General features: G+C 33.1%; 15 protein-coding genes and 1 tRNA gene. 11 read left to right on the top strand and 5 right to left on the bottom strand.

All coding sequences use genetic code 11. The annotated features are described in order from the left end of the window. The first annotated feature begins 60 nt into the window (after positions 1 to 60). The 4 genes from RT412_RS12140 to RT412_RS12125 are packed head-to-tail and all read left to right on the top strand — an operon-like array spanning position 61 to position 3,155. Positions 61 to 1,227 carry a M20 family metallopeptidase gene (locus RT412_RS12140; RefSeq protein WP_313344258.1) on the top strand — a complete coding sequence of 389 codons (1,167 nt, stop codon included), beginning with the start codon at positions 61 to 63 and terminating at the stop codon, positions 1,225 to 1,227. Between the two features lie 22 nt (positions 1,228 to 1,249). After that, positions 1,250 to 2,065: a DUF5685 family protein gene (locus tag RT412_RS12135; RefSeq protein ID WP_313413287.1), complete on the top strand. Its 816-nt coding sequence runs from the start codon at positions 1,250 to 1,252 to the stop codon at positions 2,063 to 2,065. After that, on the top strand, positions 2,062 to 2,661 hold the full coding sequence (locus RT412_RS12130; RefSeq protein ID WP_313344264.1) for a J domain-containing protein: 600 nt from the start codon (positions 2,062 to 2,064) through the stop codon (positions 2,659 to 2,661). The genes RT412_RS12135 and RT412_RS12130 overlap by 4 nt, the downstream gene beginning before the upstream one ends. Then, positions 2,652 to 3,155 carry a hypothetical protein gene (locus tag RT412_RS12125; RefSeq protein ID WP_313344267.1) on the top strand — a complete coding sequence of 168 codons (504 nt, stop codon included), beginning with the start codon at positions 2,652 to 2,654 and terminating at the stop codon, positions 3,153 to 3,155. Before RT412_RS12130 ends, RT412_RS12125 begins: the two co-directional genes overlap by 10 nt. A 236-nt stretch (positions 3,156 to 3,391) precedes the next feature. Here the strand turns inward: RT412_RS12125 and RT412_RS12120 are convergent, their stop codons facing one another. Continuing rightward, entirely contained in the window at positions 3,392 to 4,666 is a 1,275-nt protein-coding gene (locus RT412_RS12120) for an adenylosuccinate synthase (protein WP_313344270.1), read from the bottom strand. A gap of 235 nt (positions 4,667 to 4,901) precedes the next feature. Here RT412_RS12120 and RT412_RS12115 point away from each other — a divergent pair, with 235 nt between their 5' ends. From RT412_RS12115 to RT412_RS12100, 4 genes are all read left to right on the top strand, one after another. Next, a complete protein-coding gene (locus RT412_RS12115) occupies positions 4,902 to 6,671 on the top strand; it encodes a putative glycoside hydrolase (RefSeq protein WP_313344273.1) in 1,770 nt (589 codons plus the stop codon). Between the two features lie 246 nt (positions 6,672 to 6,917). Then, positions 6,918 to 7,919 (top strand): aspartate-semialdehyde dehydrogenase, encoded by a 1,002-nt coding sequence (locus RT412_RS12110; RefSeq protein WP_313344276.1) that lies wholly within the window; start codon positions 6,918 to 6,920, stop codon positions 7,917 to 7,919. A gap of 110 nt (positions 7,920 to 8,029) precedes the next feature. Beyond that, positions 8,030 to 9,481: an ATP-binding protein gene (locus tag RT412_RS12105; protein ID WP_313344279.1), complete on the top strand. Its 1,452-nt coding sequence runs from the start codon at positions 8,030 to 8,032 to the stop codon at positions 9,479 to 9,481. Between the two features lies 1 nt (position 9,482). Beyond that, on the top strand, positions 9,483 to 10,169 hold the full coding sequence (locus RT412_RS12100; RefSeq protein WP_313344282.1) for a response regulator transcription factor: 687 nt from the start codon (positions 9,483 to 9,485) through the stop codon (positions 10,167 to 10,169). 20 nt (positions 10,170 to 10,189) lie between these two features. Here RT412_RS12100 and RT412_RS12095 read toward each other — a convergent pair whose 3' ends face one another. From RT412_RS12095 to RT412_RS12085, 3 genes are read right to left on the bottom strand one after another with little or no spacing between them, the layout of a single operon-like run. Next, positions 10,190 to 10,840, bottom strand: coding sequence for a TrkA family potassium uptake protein (locus RT412_RS12095; protein WP_313344284.1), 651 nt, complete (start codon positions 10,838 to 10,840; stop codon positions 10,190 to 10,192). 12 nt (positions 10,841 to 10,852) lie between these two features. Next, complete coding sequence (locus RT412_RS12090) at positions 10,853 to 12,196, bottom strand: TrkH family potassium uptake protein (RefSeq protein ID WP_313344287.1); 1,344 nt, start codon at positions 12,194 to 12,196, stop codon at positions 10,853 to 10,855. A 13-nt stretch (positions 12,197 to 12,209) separates the two neighbouring features. Further along, the gene (locus RT412_RS12085; RefSeq protein WP_313344290.1) at positions 12,210 to 12,674 is read right to left on the bottom strand and encodes a hypothetical protein; all 465 of its coding nucleotides are present in this window, start codon (positions 12,672 to 12,674) and stop codon (positions 12,210 to 12,212) included. Between the two features lie 177 nt (positions 12,675 to 12,851). Between RT412_RS12085 and RT412_RS12080 the strand changes: the two genes are divergently transcribed. From RT412_RS12080 to RT412_RS12070, 3 genes are all read left to right on the top strand, one after another. Then, positions 12,852 to 14,072 carry a DNA recombination protein RmuC gene (locus tag RT412_RS12080; protein WP_313344292.1) on the top strand — a complete coding sequence of 407 codons (1,221 nt, stop codon included), beginning with the start codon at positions 12,852 to 12,854 and terminating at the stop codon, positions 14,070 to 14,072. Positions 14,073 to 14,180: 108 nt separating this feature from the next. Then, a tRNA-Leu gene (locus RT412_RS12075) sits at positions 14,181 to 14,263 on the top strand. Between the two features lie 391 nt (positions 14,264 to 14,654). Beyond that, positions 14,655 to 16,382, top strand: a complete 1,728-nt coding sequence (locus RT412_RS12070) for a serine hydrolase domain-containing protein (protein ID WP_313371055.1) — start codon at positions 14,655 to 14,657, stop codon at positions 16,380 to 16,382. Between the two features lie 35 nt (positions 16,383 to 16,417). On the opposite strand, the gene RT412_RS12065 is transcribed toward RT412_RS12070, so the two are convergent. Continuing rightward, positions 16,418 to 17,788: an MATE family efflux transporter gene (locus RT412_RS12065; protein ID WP_313344298.1), complete on the bottom strand. Its 1,371-nt coding sequence runs from the start codon at positions 17,786 to 17,788 to the stop codon at positions 16,418 to 16,420. Positions 17,789 to 17,790 lie beyond the last annotated feature (2 nt).

Here is a 17,790-nt window from a genome sequence, read left to right as displayed (position 1 = left end):
CTTTAGTTTAGCTTGACTTGATAAAATAGCAGTTAATAGTAGAGAGAAGGTTAATATATTATGTATATAATCGATAATGCCGAACTTATAAATATAAGGCGTGAATTCCATCAAAATCCTGAACTTGGCGGTAATGAACATAAAACAATGGAAAGAATATGCCGGTACTTGGATTCCTGGAACATAGAATATGAAAAAGGTGTCGCTGAAACAGGTGTAATAGCCATTATACGGGGAAAGAATAAAAAACCGGATTCAAAATGTATAGCCGTAAGAGCGGATATAGACGCCCTTCCGATTAAAGAAGAAGCAGAATTTGATTATAAATCTCTTAATGACGGTATAATGCATGCCTGTGGTCATGATGCTCATACAGCAATTGCTTTAATGACTGCTAAAATTACGAAATCATTGGAAGATAAAATAAACGGTGATGTTAAATTTTTTTTCCAGCCTGCGGAAGAAACAACAGGCGGTGCCGAAAGAATGATAAAGCATGGCTGTTTAAAGAACCCCGATGTAGAATTTGTATTTGGTCTCCATGTAGATACTTCGCTTAAAACGGGGACAATAGGTATTAAATACGGCAAAATGATGGCTGCTTCTGATGAAATAAACATTAATATTAAAGGAAAATCATGTCATGGTGCACAACCTCATAACGGAGAAGACCCGATTGTTGCTTCAAGCAGCATTGTATTATCGCTTCAATCTGTAATAAGCAGAAACGTATCACCGTTAAATTCTGCAGTAATAACCATAGGAAGCATTCACGGGGGAACACAGAGCAACATTATACCTGATGATGTCTATTTAAACGGCATAATGAGAACATTAGACCCTGAAACGCGAAATTTTATAAAAAAAAGAGTTTCAGAGGTTGTTGAAAATGTATCTGAAGCGTGTGGAGCAGAAGGAACAGTAAGCTTCAGAGAAAGCTACGGTCCATTGATTAATAACGATCAAGCAGTTGACTTGTTAAAGGAAACTGCCGTTAATGTGTTAGGAAATGATAATGTTAAGATACTTGAATTTCCGGACATGGGAACAGAGGATTTTTCATATTTTTGTCTGCATTCAAAAGGATGTTTTTTTAATTTAGGGTGCAGAAATACAGATACAAAAGAGGTATACCCTTTACATTCAAGTAAATTTGTGCTTGACGAGACATGTCTCCAAATAGGGGTTAAAATACAGGTTGAAAATATTTTAAATATTTTAAGATAAAAAACAGAAATGAGTGAAATATTTGTTTGGATATGTTACAATAAACAAGTCGGAATTAAAATTTAAAGAGTACTACAGCTACAAGGGTTACTATTGTGGCTTGTGCAAGACACTTAAATCAAAATACAGCAATAAATCAAGGATGACATTGAATTATGATATGACATTTCTTATATTGCTTTTAAGTTCTCTTTATGAGCCGGAAAATAAAATATATAACGAAAGATGTATGGTCCATCCCGGTAAGAAGCAGTTGATTATACAAAACGAAATATCCGAATACGCCGCATCTTTAAATATAATTTTATCCTATTACAATTTACTTGATAATTGGCAGGACGATAAGGATTATAAATCATTATTGATTTTAAAGTCATTATCGAAAGAGTATAATAGAGCAGAAAAGAAGCTTTCTGAGAAAACAAAAATTATCAGAGAAAAGCTTCATAATATTTCTGAACTTGAAAAAAACAACACAGATGATATTGACAAAGTATCTAATGAGTTTGGTTATTTGATGGAAGAAATATTTTTATACAGGAAAGACAACTGGGAAAAAAATTTAAGAAAAATAGGTTTTTACTTAGGTAAATTTATATATTTGCTCGATGCTTACGAAGATATGGAAAAGGACAGGCAAAATAATTCATACAATCCTTTTAACCTTATGAAGACAGACAATAAAGAGCAATATGCCAAAGATTTATTAATGCTTAATTTATCGTTTTTAAGTGAGGAAATAGAAAAACTTCCATTAATACAAGATAAAGGCATTATTGATAATATTATTTATTCCGGAATATTAACCAAATTAGATAAAAAGGAGCAAAAAATATGAAAGACCCATATGAAGTGCTTGGCCTGTCAAGAGGTGCATCTAAAGAAGAAGTAAAAAGCGCCTATAGAAAATTAGCTAAAAAATATCATCCCGATATGAACGAAAATAATCCGTTACAGGATCTTGCGGAAGAAAAATTTAAAGAAATACAATGGGCTTATGATGAAATAATAAACGGCAGCTCAAGCTCTTACTCAAATTCTTACAGCTACAACGATAACTCAGGTCAAGACAGCTCAAACAGTTTATTCAGCGTTAGACAGTTTATTCAAACAGGAAGGTTTAATGAAGCTGTCAGAGCACTAAACAGTATAAAGTTAAGAAATGCAGAATGGAATTATCTTATGGGCGTTTGCTATGTCAATATGGGTTCAATCGGACAAGGTATGCAATTCGTTCAAAATGCAGTAAGAATGGAGCCGGATAATTTCGAATATAAGAATTTTTTAAATCAGATTTTAAACATGCAGCAAACATATCAAAGCAGGGCATACAATTATCGTAGGGGTTCTTCAAGTGTAGACTGTTGTACACAGCTTATTTGCGCGGATTGTTTGTGTGAATGTTTGGGAGGGGATCTTATTTCATGCTGTTAAAGAGCAAAATAGCATATTTGGGAGTTCTGTTGGGGTTAAATCAGCTTTTTATAATACTTTCATCAATTATAGAAACAAATACAATTATATTATTTGCCGCCGCTGCTTTGCTGGTGGGAGTGGTAATAGTTGAATTTGGCGGAAAAAACGGTTTAGTATTTTATATTGCATCCTGTTTGTTAGGATTTTTCTTATCCTTCAATAAATTTGAGTTTGTAACATACGTAGTGTTTTTCGGATTGTACAGCTATGTTAAGCATTTGTTAGAGCTTAAGGTAAAAAACAAAAATACATTATTTTTGACAAAGATAATATTCTTTAATCTTGCCTTAATTATAATGTACTTAGCAATCAGGCTGTTTATTACGATTGAGCTAACCTGGTGGATGATTCTTGCAGGACAAATATTATTCATAATTTACGATTATGCATTTTCGATTTTTATAAACTACTACATAAGCACAATCAAACCAAAAATAAAAAAGAAGCCCTAACCCTATTTGTAGGATGTATGGGGACACACCTCTAAAGTAAAGAGAGTCTTTGTAGATAGCTTTAGAGAAATGTCCCCGATTAGGTTTTCTGAAAAATAGCGGTAGGTCTTTCGCAACGAATTCCCAATGTATGCGACCAAAGGGAGTAAATACATTGGTGAACGAGACTGGGATGAGATTCTCCAATCTCATCATTTCCATTGCTTATCTATCGCTCACCTATTGCTTATCCATTGTTATTCCATTGTCAGGTAGCTTTCTCTTTCTGCTCCAACCGAAACATACTTAATTTTACTTCCTGCTTTTTCTTCTATATATTTTATATATTCATGACATTCCTTAGGTAAATCAGATTCTTTACGGCAGCTGCCTATGTCGCAGTTCCATCCTTTTAAATATTCTATAACAGGCTTTGCTATCTCTAAATCCATACCCATGGGAAAATCTTCTGTTATTTTTCCGTTAATTTCATAGCCGGTAACTACAGGTATTTTATCTAAATATGACAATATATCAAGCTTTGTTAAGGCCAACATATCAGCCCCTTGAACTTGAACACCGTATCTTGAAGCGACAACATCAAAAGGTCCAACCCTTCTTGGACGTCCTGTAGCAGCTCCGTATTCGCCTCCGGCTTCTCTTAAAGCTTTTGCTTCTTCTCCGAACATTTCTGCAGTAAAAGGACCTTCGCCTACACAGGATGAATAAGCTTTCATTATACCAATAGTATTGCTAAGCTTTTGTCCCGGGATTCCCGATCCGATAGGTGCATATGCGGCAATCGTAGAGGATGAAGAGGTATATGGATATATGCCGAAATCTATGTCTCTTAAAGCACCTAACTGTGCTTCAAACATTATTTTCTTTCCCTTGCTTATTGCATCGTTCAGGTATAAGCCAACATCGCATATGTATTCCTTGAGATCTTTTGAATAATTCATAAGCCAATTATACATGTCCTCGGATTTAAATTCTATGGATTTATATCCTCCTGCAATCATTAAGTTTTTCCACTCAACAACTTGATTTAAATGTTTTTTTAATGCTTCCTCATTAAACAGATCTCCCATTCTGATTCCATTTTTCAGATATTTGTCACCGTATACGGGAGCTATTCCTCGTTTAGTGGAGCCAAATTTTAAATCCTTAAGACGTTCTTCTTCCAATATATCCTGCTTAACGTGATATGGCAGACATATAATGGCTCTGTCGCTGATTTTTAAATTATTCGGAGTAATTTTTATGCCTGATTTCCTTAAATTGTTTATTTCCTTATGGAGGTGTTCGATGTCAATCACCATTCCATTTCCCATAATATTTACCACGTCAGGTCTCAGTATGCCGGATGGAAGAAGATTGAGTATAAATTTCCCCGATTCATTTACGACAGTATGACCTGCATTATTTCCACCTTGGTAGCGGCATACTATATCGTAATCAGCAGACAGCAAGTCAACCATTCTGCCCTTTCCTTCGTCACCCCAGTTTATTCCTACAATTGCAGTTAACATATATAACCTCCCATTTTTTGATAAATAATTATATTATTTCAAAAAAAATCTGTCAAGGTAAAACATAAATTTTTTGTTAAAAATTACATTGTCGAAAATAGAAAAAAACTGTAATGTTTATTGCCTATAAAATTTAAATATGATAGAATTAATCATAAATTATGATTATGATTTAATAACATAATAGTAAGGGTATGGTTAATCCAGTATCTACATAACATTTTAAGGAGGATTTATGTTAAAAAAATCAAGAAAAGCAATAATATTGTTACTAATCTCATCTATGTTGGCCGGCTGTACAGGTCAGGTCAGCGCAAATACACCCATACCCAATGAAGAAAACGAAGAACCGGTTGTAGTGGTTCCTCCCGAACCGAATGAACCGGAGTTGTCCGAAGAAGAAAAACAAAATCAGGAATTAGAAAAAATGCTTCAGGAAAGAATTGAAGTTGAAGCGAAAAGAAAAGAAGAACTAAAAGAATTCTATGTTCCGTTAATTCCCGTAGGTGAAGAAAGAGAAAAGAAAAAAGTTGAAGTAAAAGCATTGTATGCTACAGGACACACAGCAGGCAATGAATTGAACAAAGAAAATATCGATGCTTACGGTGCATATGTGAAGGCACTTGCTGATAAGGATACTGTAAAAGCAAAGGAGCTTTTTGCAAGTGCAGATAAAGCCAACAAATTTGAAAGAATTATAGGAATAGCTGTAGGAACGGAAATTAATGGTTTAGTAATAAACGTAAAAGACGATAACGGACTTATAACATATAACAGCGATATAGAAATCGTACAAAAGATGAATGAAACAACGGCCATTCCTATAAAAGATGTAAACAATATGCTTAAAGTTCTTAAAGAATATGATATATATACTATAGGAAGAATAGTTGCATTTAAGGATAAAAATTTTGCGGTTAAGAGTTCTGAACATTCAATACAGTTAAAATCAGGCGGAACATGGTTAGATCCAAACAGCGGTAATATTCCTTGGATTAACCCGTTCGATAAATATGTATGGGATTACAATATAGCGATTGCCAAGGAAGCAGCTCTTTTGGGCTTTGATGAAATTCAATTTGACTATGTCAGATTCCCTGACGGAGCAAAAAAGTATAATCCTATAACTGAGTTTCCGGGCAGAAATGATAGAGACAAAGATGAAGCAATAGCAGAATTCCTGCAATATGCAAGAGAAGAATTAAAACCATACAGCGTGAATTTAGGTGCTGACGTTTTTGGTATAACAACGAGAACATGGGATGATTATCCGGAAGATATAGGTCAAACATGGATTTTAATCGGTGAGCATGTAGACAATATTGCACCCATGGTTTATCCAAGCCACTATTCAACGGGTTGGTATAACTTAGAAAATCCCAATGCGCATCCTTATCTTGTTGTCAAAGGTTCTATGGAAGAAGCCATTGAGAAAAATTCTTCCATGGTCAATCCGCCAATAATCAGACCATGGCTGCAAGATTTTGATTGGGCAGGTATAGAATATGGTTATGATAAGGTCAGAACACAAATAGTTGCGGCAAAAGAGCTTGGAATTTATGAATATATGATTTGGAATCCAAGTAACGTTTATGACCCAAGAGCATATATTGCAACAGATGAAGAAACAAAAACAATATACCCGTTAGATAAAGGGGAGCTTGATTACAGAGAAAAATCACCTGCCGACGGAGCCGATAAATATTTATCCGGTATGCAGACAGGAAGATACAGCTACATGTATTTGATGGAACCGGTTAAAGACAGAGAAAAAGATTTCGATAAATATGCTGAAAAAGCAGAAAGCTCAAACATCAAATTATTAAGCTACAAGGTTAACGGTTATGAAATAAATGCAACAAACAAAGATGCTGCAATTGTTAATTTATATTACAAAATAGAAATAGACGGTGAAGCAAAAGAAGTGATAGAAAAAAACAATGTTCAGTGGAATGCTGTAAGAGAAAATGGTATTTGGAAGGTGAAGCCGGATTTCAATAAATAGTTTTCGGCGTGCTTAACCGACTGCTAAAAGGAAGATATAAAAAATCTTCCTTTTTTGTTCGTAAAAGAAATAACTATGTAATACAATTACAAACAAAAAACTTGACATCTCTGAGATTATTGCTATAATAAATTTTATATATTTAAAAGTAAAAGTGAATTTTTATTTCACATACAGTATAAGCGACTGACACCAAATCAGAGATTTGGGTCATCTGCTTAATTTTAATTGGAAGAAGGAATGAATATGAAGAAAGTAAATATTGCAATTTTAGGAGTAACCGGAGCGGTTGGGCAAGAAATGCTCAAGGTTATTGGAGAAAGAAATTTTCCTTTTAACGAATTGAAATTGTTGGCAAGTAAAAAAAGCGCAGGAGAAGAAGTTGAATTCCAAGGGAAAAAGTATATTATTGAAGAGGCAGCTGGGGATTCCTTCAAAGATATAGATATAGTGCTTTGTGCGGCTGAGAATCATATAAGTGAAGCTCTTTCACCTGCTGCGGTAAAAGCGGGCGCGGTTGTAATTGATAACAGTTCTGCGTTCAGGCTAAATGAAGACGTACCGCTGATAGTTCCGGAAGTAAATGGTGAAGATGTAAAAAATCACAAGGGTATAATAGCAAATCCTAACTGTTCAACGATTATCGCTATGACCTGCTTAAATGAATTGAATAAATATGCTAAAATTAACAGAATGATTGTTTCAACATATCAAGCAGTATCAGGCGCAGGCGTTAACGGAATTAATGAATTAAATCAGCAAATAGAAAACATCAGTCATGGCAACCCAATAGAAGTAAAAACATTCCAGCATCAGATAGCATACAACTTAATACCACAGATAGGTGATTTTGATGATGAAGGGTATTCTCAAGAAGAAATGAAAATGCAAAATGAAGGCAGAAGAATTTTTCACAATCCAGATTTAAAAGTAAACTGCACTTGTGTAAGAGTACCTGTTTACAGAAGTCATTCCGAATCAATAACAATTGAAACAGAAATTGAAATTACGCCGGAAAAAGCAAAAGAACTGTTATCTAAGGCGGAGGGAGTTAGATTAGTGGATGATTTAGTAAGTAAAAATTATCCAATGCCTCTTGATACAACAGATCAAGATTTAATATATGTAGGAAGAATCAGGAAGGATATCAGCAATGAAAACTCATTGGTTTTATGGTGCTGTGGTGATCAAGTAAGAAAAGGCGCAGCAACAAATGCAGTTCAGATAGCAGAACTTTTATTAAAATAAAAGACTGACCATTGCGGCAGTCTTTTTTATGCTTGTCGTAGAATTTTCTTTATTTATAAAAAAAATTTGTATATAATATAGTAATATAAATATTGAGAATGGTGAGAAGTATGAAGATAAGCGGAGAAAAGAAAAGACTTATTAATAATGCTTGTGTGAAATATTTTTTTAGCGTCATTTTTGTTTGCTTTATTTCGACACTGCTTTCAATAGCCATGAATAAAGCAGGAATTAGTAAAGAGAACACTCTCATGGTGTTTATAGTTGGTGTGCTGACTGTTACAATCATAACAAGAGGATATATATACAGTGCCTCCGCTGCAATAATAAATGTTCTCATGTTTAATTTTCTGTTTACTGAGCCGATACATAGTTTTGAAATCAGTAATACGCAAGACATAATTTTAATTATTTTTTTCTTAACTGCTTCTTTAATTTCAAGTACCATGACCACAAAATTGCAGTTTCAAACTGAAATATCAAAACGAAATGAAAAAACAGCTAAAATTCTGTATGAAATAACAAAAGATTTTATTAACGTGACAGGAAATGAAAATACTATTACGAAAGGTATAAAATATATAAAGGATTATTTAGGGTATGATTGTTATGTAATTTTAGACAGTGATGATAAAATTTACAAAACCGAAGGCATTCCTGATTATGAGGCAAATAGTAAGGAAAATATAATCGCAATTCCGATTAAGGGCGTAGGAAAACAAAGGGGTACCGTTCAAATAATTAAAGTTATTTCTCCTTTATCAAATGAAAATTATATGATTGTTAAAACAATAGTTTATCAGATGGCTATCGTTTTAGACAGAGAATTTATGTATGATGAGAGGCAAAAAATTAAGATGGATGTTGAGAGAGAGAGATTAAAAAGCACGTTGCTTAGAAGCATATCTCATGACATAAGAACACCTCTCACAAGTATTAAAGGTGCCAGTGAACTTATATTAGACAGCTATGAAAATTTAGATACAAGTTCTATCAAGAAATTGACTTCAGATATTTATGATGAATCTATTTGGTTGATTAAAACTGTACAGAATATCCTTGATATGACACGTATTAGTGAAGGCAGATTGACAATTACAAAGAGTTACGAAGCAGTTGACGATATAGTTAATCAGGCATTGACACTTGTGCAGCATATTAATACCGAAGGAAGACTTCAAGTATCTGTTCCTGATGAAATAATACTTGTTCCGGTAGATGGCAGATTGATTGTTCAAGTCTTAGTTAACCTTTTGGATAATGCCTATAAGCATGCGGGAGAAGAAGCAAAAGTGCTTTTAAATGTAGACGCTAAAGATAATTATGTTATTTTTGAAGTATCAGACAATGGAAAGGGCATTAATCCATTAATACTTGATAATATATTTGATGGATTTGTATCCTATCATAAAAATGATATTGTAGATGGGAGTATGGGAGTTGGTATCGGTCTTACAATTTGTAAGGAAATTGTAAATGCCCATAAAGGCACAATTACAGCAAGTAATTTAGATAAAGGGGGAGCAAAATTTACTGTGGTCCTTCCTTTGGAGGTTGAATAGAATGAGTAAAATATTAATCATTGAAGATGACAATAAGATTACTAATTTTATGACTATGGCACTAAAGTCTAAAGGCTATTCAATAGTTTCAGCAAGAAACGGAAATGACGGAATATTATATTTTTGTACTGAAAATCCGGATATTATACTCCTGGATTTAGGTCTTCCGGATATGGATGGAGTCGATATAATTAAACAAATGCGAAATGTATCGAATATTCCAATAATAATTGTTTCAGCAAGAGAACAGGATAATGATAAAATTGCAGCTTTAGATTCAGGTGCAAACGATTATGTTACAAAACCATTTTCAATGGGAGAATTACTTGCTCGGATCAGGGTTATGGAGAGATTGATAGAAAGAGAAATTGGATATATACCCGAAAGTGTTTATCAATCAGATTATTTGACTGTAGACAGGGAAAAACACCGAGTGTATGTTGACGGGAATGAAGTTCATCTAACGCCAATTGAATTTAAATTACTTCTGTTATTAATTACTAATAGAGGAAAAGTTATAACACACAGTCAAATTTCCAAAGAAGTCTGGGGGTATGGTGAGACAGGCGATTCTAAAAGTATCAGGGTTTTTATGGCAAGTTTAAGAAGAAAAATTGAAAAAGACAGTTCTAATCCAAGATTTATATTAACAGAAATAGGTGTAGGTTATCGCTTCTCAGATATATAAAAGATGTCGTGAAACATCTTTTATATATTGTCAGAAATTTTTATAACATCTTCTGATTTTCCTATTACAATAATCTGGTCATCATCTTTAAATATATAATCTGCTTTCGGCAGTGTCATAATGCTGTCGCCGTTTTTTATTAGCAGTATATTGATGTGATACTTTTTTCTTACATTAACTTCTTCTATGCTGTTGCCAACCCAACTTTGCTTGATAGGTATTTCATATAAAGAATATTCATTATTAATAGAAAAAAAGTCTAGTACATTATTAGAACTACAGCGTACTGCTAATTTTTCAGCCATATCTTTATCAGGATAAATTACTTCATCAGCACCGTTTCTTAGCAAAAATTTAGCCTGTATATCCCTGCTTGCCTTTGAAATAACATATTTGGCTCCTAAATCTTTTAATAGAGAGGTAATTTCCAATGATGATTGAAAAGTATCCCCAATTGTAACAAAGCATATATCAAAATTACTAACGCCCAATGCTCTTAATACATCTTCCTTTGTGCAATCCCCTATTTGAGCATCGGTAATAATAGAAGACATTTCATCAATAATAGATGCATCCTTATCTACGATCATAACATCATTGTTAAGTTTAGACATTTTAAGTGCTAAGTGGCTCCCAAAAGCTCCCATTCCTATAATTAAAAATGATTTCATATTAATATTCTCCTATCCAATTATTATTTTTTCAAATGGTCTGCTAAGCAGAGCAGATTCCTTTTTTTCAGCAATTACGGCGGCAATTGATAATACTCCTACTTTACCTCCATACATGAGTAAAGTTATTATTATTTTTGATAAGACATTAAGTGAAGGTGTTATACCTAAACTTAAACCGACTGTTCCGAGAGCAGAAAAAACTTCAAACATAATTTCTTTCAAAGGAAATTCTTGTATAGTACTTATAACTATTATAGAAATAAGTGCTATTGTCATATAAATAGTTGTAATAGCACTTGCTTTTTTTAATGTATCAGTTTCAAGTCTACGCTTGAAAATTAAAATATCCGTACATTGCCCTGCAGATGCCCAAGCGGCTATCAGAAGTGTAATAAATGTTGTTGTTTTTATGCCTCCTGCTGTGGAGCCGGGGCTTCCGCCGATTATCATTAGTATAATAGTCAATAAGATGCCTCCCTCGGAGAATTCATTTAAGTTGATTGTATTGAATCCTGCAGTTCGTGGTGTAATAGATTGAAATAAGGAAGCTAATATTTTTTCTTTTATACTCATATTAATCATGCCATGATTACTTTCAATTACGAAAAGCAGCAATGCACTTATTAAAATCAAAGCAGCGGTTGTTATCAGTACTATTTTTGTGTGAAGTTGAAATTTTCTAAAACATACCCGAGTTTTTACAATGTCATCCCATACAACGAATCCTATACCCCCTGATATTATAAGGGTCATTATGGTTATATTCACAACAATATTACTTGAGTAGTTTGTTAATGATGAAAATTGCCCATATTTACCCATTAAATCAAAGCCGGCATTACAAAAGGCAGATACAGAATGAAATATTCCATAAAATAACCCCTCCCTAAGTCCCATTTCGGGATAGAAGCTTAAGGTAAGTATTAATGCTCCTACACTTTCAAATATAATTGTGCCAATAATAATTTTTTTTACAAGCAGGACAATGCCTCCAATTTTTAAGGTGTTTGCCGATTCCATCAATAATCGTCTTTCCTTCAACCCAATCTTCCTTCTTAAAAACAATGAAAAAAGGGTTATCACTGTCATAAAGCCAAGGCCTCCTATTTGAATAAGCAAAAGAATAATTGATTGTCCAAACAATGACCAATGAGTAAATGTATCATAAACTATGAGTCCTGTAACGCAGAAGGCAGAAGCCGAAGTGAATAAGGAATCAACAAATGGGGTAGCTGTTCCCGATTTAGACGACAAAGGCAAACTTAATAGCAGCCCTCCTAAGAATATTATTCCCATAGTGCTGAATACAATTATTTCTGTATAATTCAATTTAATTTTTTTTATTATTAACATGTTAACTCCTGTTTTAATGAATATTTAACAATTTATATACAATGTCAGAGGCTGTCAAATTGTTTCCGAACAAATAAGGAATATTATTTTCTTCGTAAATTCTTTTATTGTATTGTTTATTACAAATAGAAATTACATTATTTATTCCAAACATTTTCATCCCAATTGAGCAAATTGTTAGATTGTCTAAATCTGAACTATACACAACTACTAAATAATCATACGGATATGGATGACAAAGCTGTTCTCTGTCATTTGATATTATTGAAGATACATTATGCTGCTTCAGCAGTTCTGATAATTCATAGCAAATGTCAATATCTCCGCTTATAAGAGCTGTTTTCGCGTTGTTAAATGATTTATGACAAATATTATCTGTGTTTTCAGCAGGTGGTTCAGCAATCTTAAAAATTTCATCAATAAAATAGAAATTGATGAAAAATATTGCTATAATAGACGCAATAATAACAAAATTCATTTGAACCTCCTGATTTTTTATTGGATTATTGTACCATACTACATATAAAAATCATGTAAAGGTTTATTTACACGCGTTAAGATTGCATTAATATATTTAATAATATTTCGGAGAAAATTTGGTGGACAAATGTTCGGCTTTGGTATAATATTAAGTGGGAATCGAAGGGAGACGGATATGGAAATTATAATAATAGTATTGCTTGTGATTTTAGTTGTTTTATGTATTGTAATTTTATCTAAATCATCGAATAAGGGACTTGAAGATCGCATTTTATCTGAATTAAAAATCAACTTAAGCCAGAATAATTTATATTTAATAGATCAGGTATCTAAAAAGATTTCTGATTCGGAACAAAAGCAGCTTAGAGAAATACTTACAAACAAGCTTGAAACAGTTGAAAGAATGGAAAAAAACACAAATAAGATGACTGAAGCGTTCATGAATTTCAGCGGTGAAACATCCAAGACACTAAATGAAAACTTCATTTCATTAAATGATAGAATAAGTAAAAATCTTGATAAAATTAACATGCGTGTAGAAGAAAGACTAAATGAAGGATTTGAAAAAACGAATAAAACATTTGTAAATATATTGGAGCGTCTTTCAAGAATTGATGAAGCACAGAAGAAAATTGAAAGTTTATCAACCGATATAGTGTCATTACAGGATGTTCTGACTGATAAAAAAAGCAGAGGTACATTTGGAGAGGTTCAGTTAAATCATATTTTGACTTCTATATTTGGAGAAAATAACAATAAAATATATGAAATTCAAAAAAGGCTGCCTAATGATACTGTAGCAGACGCTGTTTTGTACATACCGGAACCTGTGGGAATGATTTGCGTTGATTCCAAGTTCCCTCTTGAAAATTACCAGCGAATGATAGATAAGAATATATCTGAAGCAGAAAGAAAGCAATACGAACGGGATTTCAAATCGAATGTAAAAAAACATATAAACGATATTTCATCAAAATATATAATATATGGAAAAACATCTGAACAGGCAATTATGTTTTTACCGGCGGAAGCTATCTTTGCGGAAATAAATGCATACCATCAGGATTTAATAGATTATGCAAGCTCTAAAAGAGTATGGATATCATCACCGACAACATTGTTATCCGTGCTTTCAACGGTACAGGTAGTATTAAGAAATATGGAAAGAGAAAAATATGCAGGCATAATTCATGATGAGCTGAATAAATTAGGCAAAGAATTTAAGCTATATAAGGACAGATGGGATTCTCTTGCAAAGGATATAAAAAAGGTTTCTGATGATGTTGATAAAATTCATATAACTTCAAATAAAATAGAGAAAAAATTTGATAAAATCTCTAAGGTTGACATGGGTGATTATGAAGAAGAGGATAGAATAGAAACGGCTTTATCATAAAATCAGATATGTTAAGAAAGTAAATACTGCCACTTTTATTATTAAAGAAATTATAAAAAAATCACTTGATTTTTATTATTAGATATGCTAATATTTTAAAGTGGTTAAGCCGTAGTGATGGAATGGCAGACGTGACGGACTCAAAATCCGTTGGTGGCAACACCGTGGGGGTTCAAGTCCCTTCTACGGCATTATGAAAATGAAACTCTTAAAGATGCTAATAGCTGATTTAAGAGTTTTTTTGTTATAAATGTAATAATTTTAATAAAATTTAGTGTTCAAAAAATCAAAAACGATTTTTAAGTCGCTTCAGATTAATGACAAAGTCATCAAGATGGTAGGCTGTTGAAAAAGTTCATCCTGCAAGGCGCCGGAAGACGGGCAACCGCAGCGTATTCAGACATACGTGAGGATTGACCGGCTGAACGGCAACGAAGCAGGGGGACTTTTTCAGTAGACTAAAACGACTTTTAAGTCGCTTTTTCATTTATTAGGTAATTTAAGGTAAATTTAAGGTAAAAAACATAGTGGCTTTAGGTTGGAGTTATATAATAACCTCATCAATATTTGGAGGGAAAATAAGTGCTTAAAGTTATGAAAAATTTAATAATACTGTTAATTGTTTTGTATATCTCAACGATGCCTGCTTTTGCGGCAGGAAAGGAATTAATTAATGAGATTAGTAGTATGGTAAATGAATTAATTGAAGACGGTAAAGTAAAGGGTGCAGTATTATCCGTAACTAAATCCGATAAAATTATTTTTTGCAATGGATTCGGTTTTGCTGATGAATACAACAATATAGCTGCTGACGGCGAAACTACCGCATTTCGTATAGGTTCAGTTTCTAAAACCTTTGTGGCTGCGGCAGCTCAAATACTCAACCAAGAAGGTAAATTAGATATGAATACTGATATTTCAGCTTATCTAAAGCCCGATTTTCCGAAGCTTACCTACCCAGTAACCATGCATCAGCTTCTTACTCATACTGCAGGGTTTGAAGAATTGGTAACAGGTATAGCTGTTGCTAATGTCAGCGACACGGAGCCACTATCTGAAAGTGTTCGTAAATACATGCCTGCGCAGGTGTATAAGCCGGGAGAGATTTCCTCTTATTCAAATTATGGAATAGCTCTTGCCGCTTATGTAATAGAATCAATTACAGACGTTGATTTTTCGAAGTTTTGTATGGAAAGAATTTTTATGCCGTTGAATATGAACGACACCACTTATGAATATATGCATGATGTTGCCTACGTATCTAAAGCATATCTGCCTAATGGAAATGAGGGCATAGAGCCGTATATAAATTTGTATCCTGAGGGCTCTGCCGTATCTACGGCTCAAGATATGGCAAAATATATGATGTGGCTGTTAAATAATCAAGATAACAGAGTTTTATCGGGAGAGTATAAAAAGGAGCTTTTTATCAAACAATTTTCCATGTCTGAAAAATTGGAAGGCGGAGGATACGTATGGAACAGGAAAGAAAGAAATAATAAAATCTATTATGACAAAAAGGGAGAAACATTACACTTCTATACTCGAATTGCATTATATCCGGAAACAGACACAGGTGTTTTCTTATCTTTTAATACCTATGTGCCTGAAAATGAAATAAATGCAGTCATGAAAAAGGCAACTGATTTATTGTACGGAAAATATGAAGATAAGAAGACTAATAATATAAAGAATGAGTTTGACATAAGAGGGATTTATGTAAACAATTGGTCAAGTTTTAAAACTCAAGAAAGAATTTTGAGTTATATAATACCAGGTAAGATTATAAAAATCAGTGAATCTAAAGGAGTTTTTTTGTTAAACGGAGAAAAAATGAAGTTGATAGGTGACAATACCTATTCTTCACTGATAGGTACGATACAATTTATTGAAAAGAACGATAAATTGTTCATTGCTACAGAATCGGCTGTAACATATTCACAGCTTCCATTTTGGCAAAACAAAACAATACAATTATTTATTCCTTTGTTATTTGTTCTTTTATCGGTTATATATTTTATTAATGGTATGCGGCTAAAGAAAGCTTTCAATATATATAGTCCTTTAACTCAGCTTCTTGCCTTAGTCGCATTATTTATTTTCTTGTATAGGGGAATAATAAATTACTCCATTTTGAAGTATTCGGCTTTGATTATGGTATTCGGATGGTTAATTGTAATATTAGGTGTGGCAGGAATTATGAATACTCTGCTTAAGAAAAAGAATGATAAAATAGATATTATTGATTATGGGTGGAATTTTGCTAACCTAATGTTCGCAATATGGTTATTTACATTTAACATAATTTAAAAGTTCAATCTGCGACTTAAGCAGATTGAACTTTTTTATCTGAGTGATTCATTAGTTTCTAAAATCCTGTTAATACTTAGAATAAAGGTCATTGTTGTAACAGAAGCAGCAATAAAATCTGAAATTGGCTCTGCTAAGAATACTGCAAAAACCTTGTTTTCAAAGAAATACGGCAAAATAAAAATTAATGGGATCAGTAAAACAATCTTTCTTAATAAAGCTAAAAACATAGATATTTTTGCTTGCCCTAATGAAACGAAGGTTTGCTGGCATGAGTTTTGTGCAGCAATAACCAAAGCTGTAGCTAAATATATTCGTACTGCCCACATGGTAAATTCCTTAAGAGCCGGATCGCTTGTAAAGAGAAATATAAACGCCCCGGGAAAAACCATAATTAATATCCAAATAGATGTTGAGTAAATAAATGCGCTTTTAAATAGTAATTTAAATGTTTTTTTAACTCTGTCATTATTCTTTGCGCCATAATTATAACTGATTATTGGCTGTGCTCCCTGAGTAAGGCCTACAATTGGTAAATGTACTATTTGCATAATGCTTGTTAAAATTGTCATTGAACCGACTGCTGTATCTCCGCCGTATTTTTGCAATGAAGTATTGAAAGCTATGTTTAATAAGCTTTCTGTACTTTGCATAATAAATGGGGATATTCCAAGCAATAAAACCGGGATTAATGTTGATTTATCAAATTTTAAGTAATTTTTGCGAATTTTTAGTTTTGATTTTTTTCCGGTCAAAAATTTTAACACCCAAAATGTTGACAATGCTTGCGATAGAACAGTTGCAGCTGAAGCTCCCTTTACCCCCATATTTAACCCAAACATAAATATCGGGTCAAGAATTATATTAGCAGCTGCACCGATAATAACAGTAATCATGCTGAATTTCGCGAATCCCTGTGTAGAAATAAAGCTGTTTAATCCAAGCGTTAATTGTACAAATATTGTACCACAAACATAAATATTTAAATATTTAAGACCGTATTCTATTGTTTTTTCGCTGGCACCAAAAATCCATAAAAGATTTTCGCCGAAAATTAAAAAAAGGACAGTCAATGTAACTGATATTGCTAATAGAGAAGAAAAACAGTTGCCTAATATTTTTTCTGCTTCATCATAATTGTTTTCACCCATTTTAATTGCAGCTCTTGGTGCGCCACCCATACCGATTAAGCTGCTGAATGCAGAAATAATCATTATAATGGGCATGGTTATACCAACACCGGTAAGTGCTAAGGGGCCAATTTCCTCCATATGTCCTATATAAATTCTATCGATAATATTGTATAGCATATTGACTAACTGTGCCGTTATTGAAGGTATCGATAAGCTAAAAAGAAGCTTACCTACACCTGCGGTTCCTAAGTCGTTATTTATTTCCTTGTTCACTT

Origin of the sequence: Sedimentibacter sp. (genome assembly GCF_032080165.1) — a bacterium.
GTDB lineage: Bacteria > Bacillota > Clostridia > Tissierellales > Sedimentibacteraceae > Sedimentibacter.
This window is presented reverse-complemented; position numbering and strand designations above follow the sequence as displayed.

Excerpts from the sequence above, each read along its gene's own strand:
- RT412_RS12140 (WP_313344258.1), top strand. The coding sequence starts at position 61 with ATGTATATAATCGATAATGCCGAACTTATAAATATAAGGCGTGAATTC.
- RT412_RS12130 (WP_313344264.1), top strand. The coding sequence starts at position 2,062 with ATGAAAGACCCATATGAAGTGCTTGGCCTGTCAAGAGGTGCATCTAAA.
- RT412_RS12125 (WP_313344267.1), top strand. The coding sequence starts at position 2,652 with ATGCTGTTAAAGAGCAAAATAGCATATTTGGGAGTTCTGTTGGGGTTA.
- RT412_RS12120 (WP_313344270.1), bottom strand. The coding sequence starts at position 4,666 with ATGTTAACTGCAATTGTAGGAATAAACTGGGGTGACGAAGGAAAGGGC.
- RT412_RS12115 (WP_313344273.1), top strand. The coding sequence starts at position 4,902 with ATGTTAAAAAAATCAAGAAAAGCAATAATATTGTTACTAATCTCATCT.
- RT412_RS12110 (WP_313344276.1), top strand. The coding sequence starts at position 6,918 with ATGAAGAAAGTAAATATTGCAATTTTAGGAGTAACCGGAGCGGTTGGG.
- RT412_RS12105 (WP_313344279.1), top strand. The coding sequence starts at position 8,030 with ATGAAGATAAGCGGAGAAAAGAAAAGACTTATTAATAATGCTTGTGTG.
- RT412_RS12100 (WP_313344282.1), top strand. The coding sequence starts at position 9,483 with ATGAGTAAAATATTAATCATTGAAGATGACAATAAGATTACTAATTTT.
- RT412_RS12095 (WP_313344284.1), bottom strand. The coding sequence starts at position 10,840 with ATGAAATCATTTTTAATTATAGGAATGGGAGCTTTTGGGAGCCACTTA.
- RT412_RS12090 (WP_313344287.1), bottom strand. The coding sequence starts at position 12,196 with ATGTTAATAATAAAAAAAATTAAATTGAATTATACAGAAATAATTGTA.
- RT412_RS12085 (WP_313344290.1), bottom strand. The coding sequence starts at position 12,674 with ATGAATTTTGTTATTATTGCGTCTATTATAGCAATATTTTTCATCAAT.
- RT412_RS12080 (WP_313344292.1), top strand. The coding sequence starts at position 12,852 with ATGGAAATTATAATAATAGTATTGCTTGTGATTTTAGTTGTTTTATGT.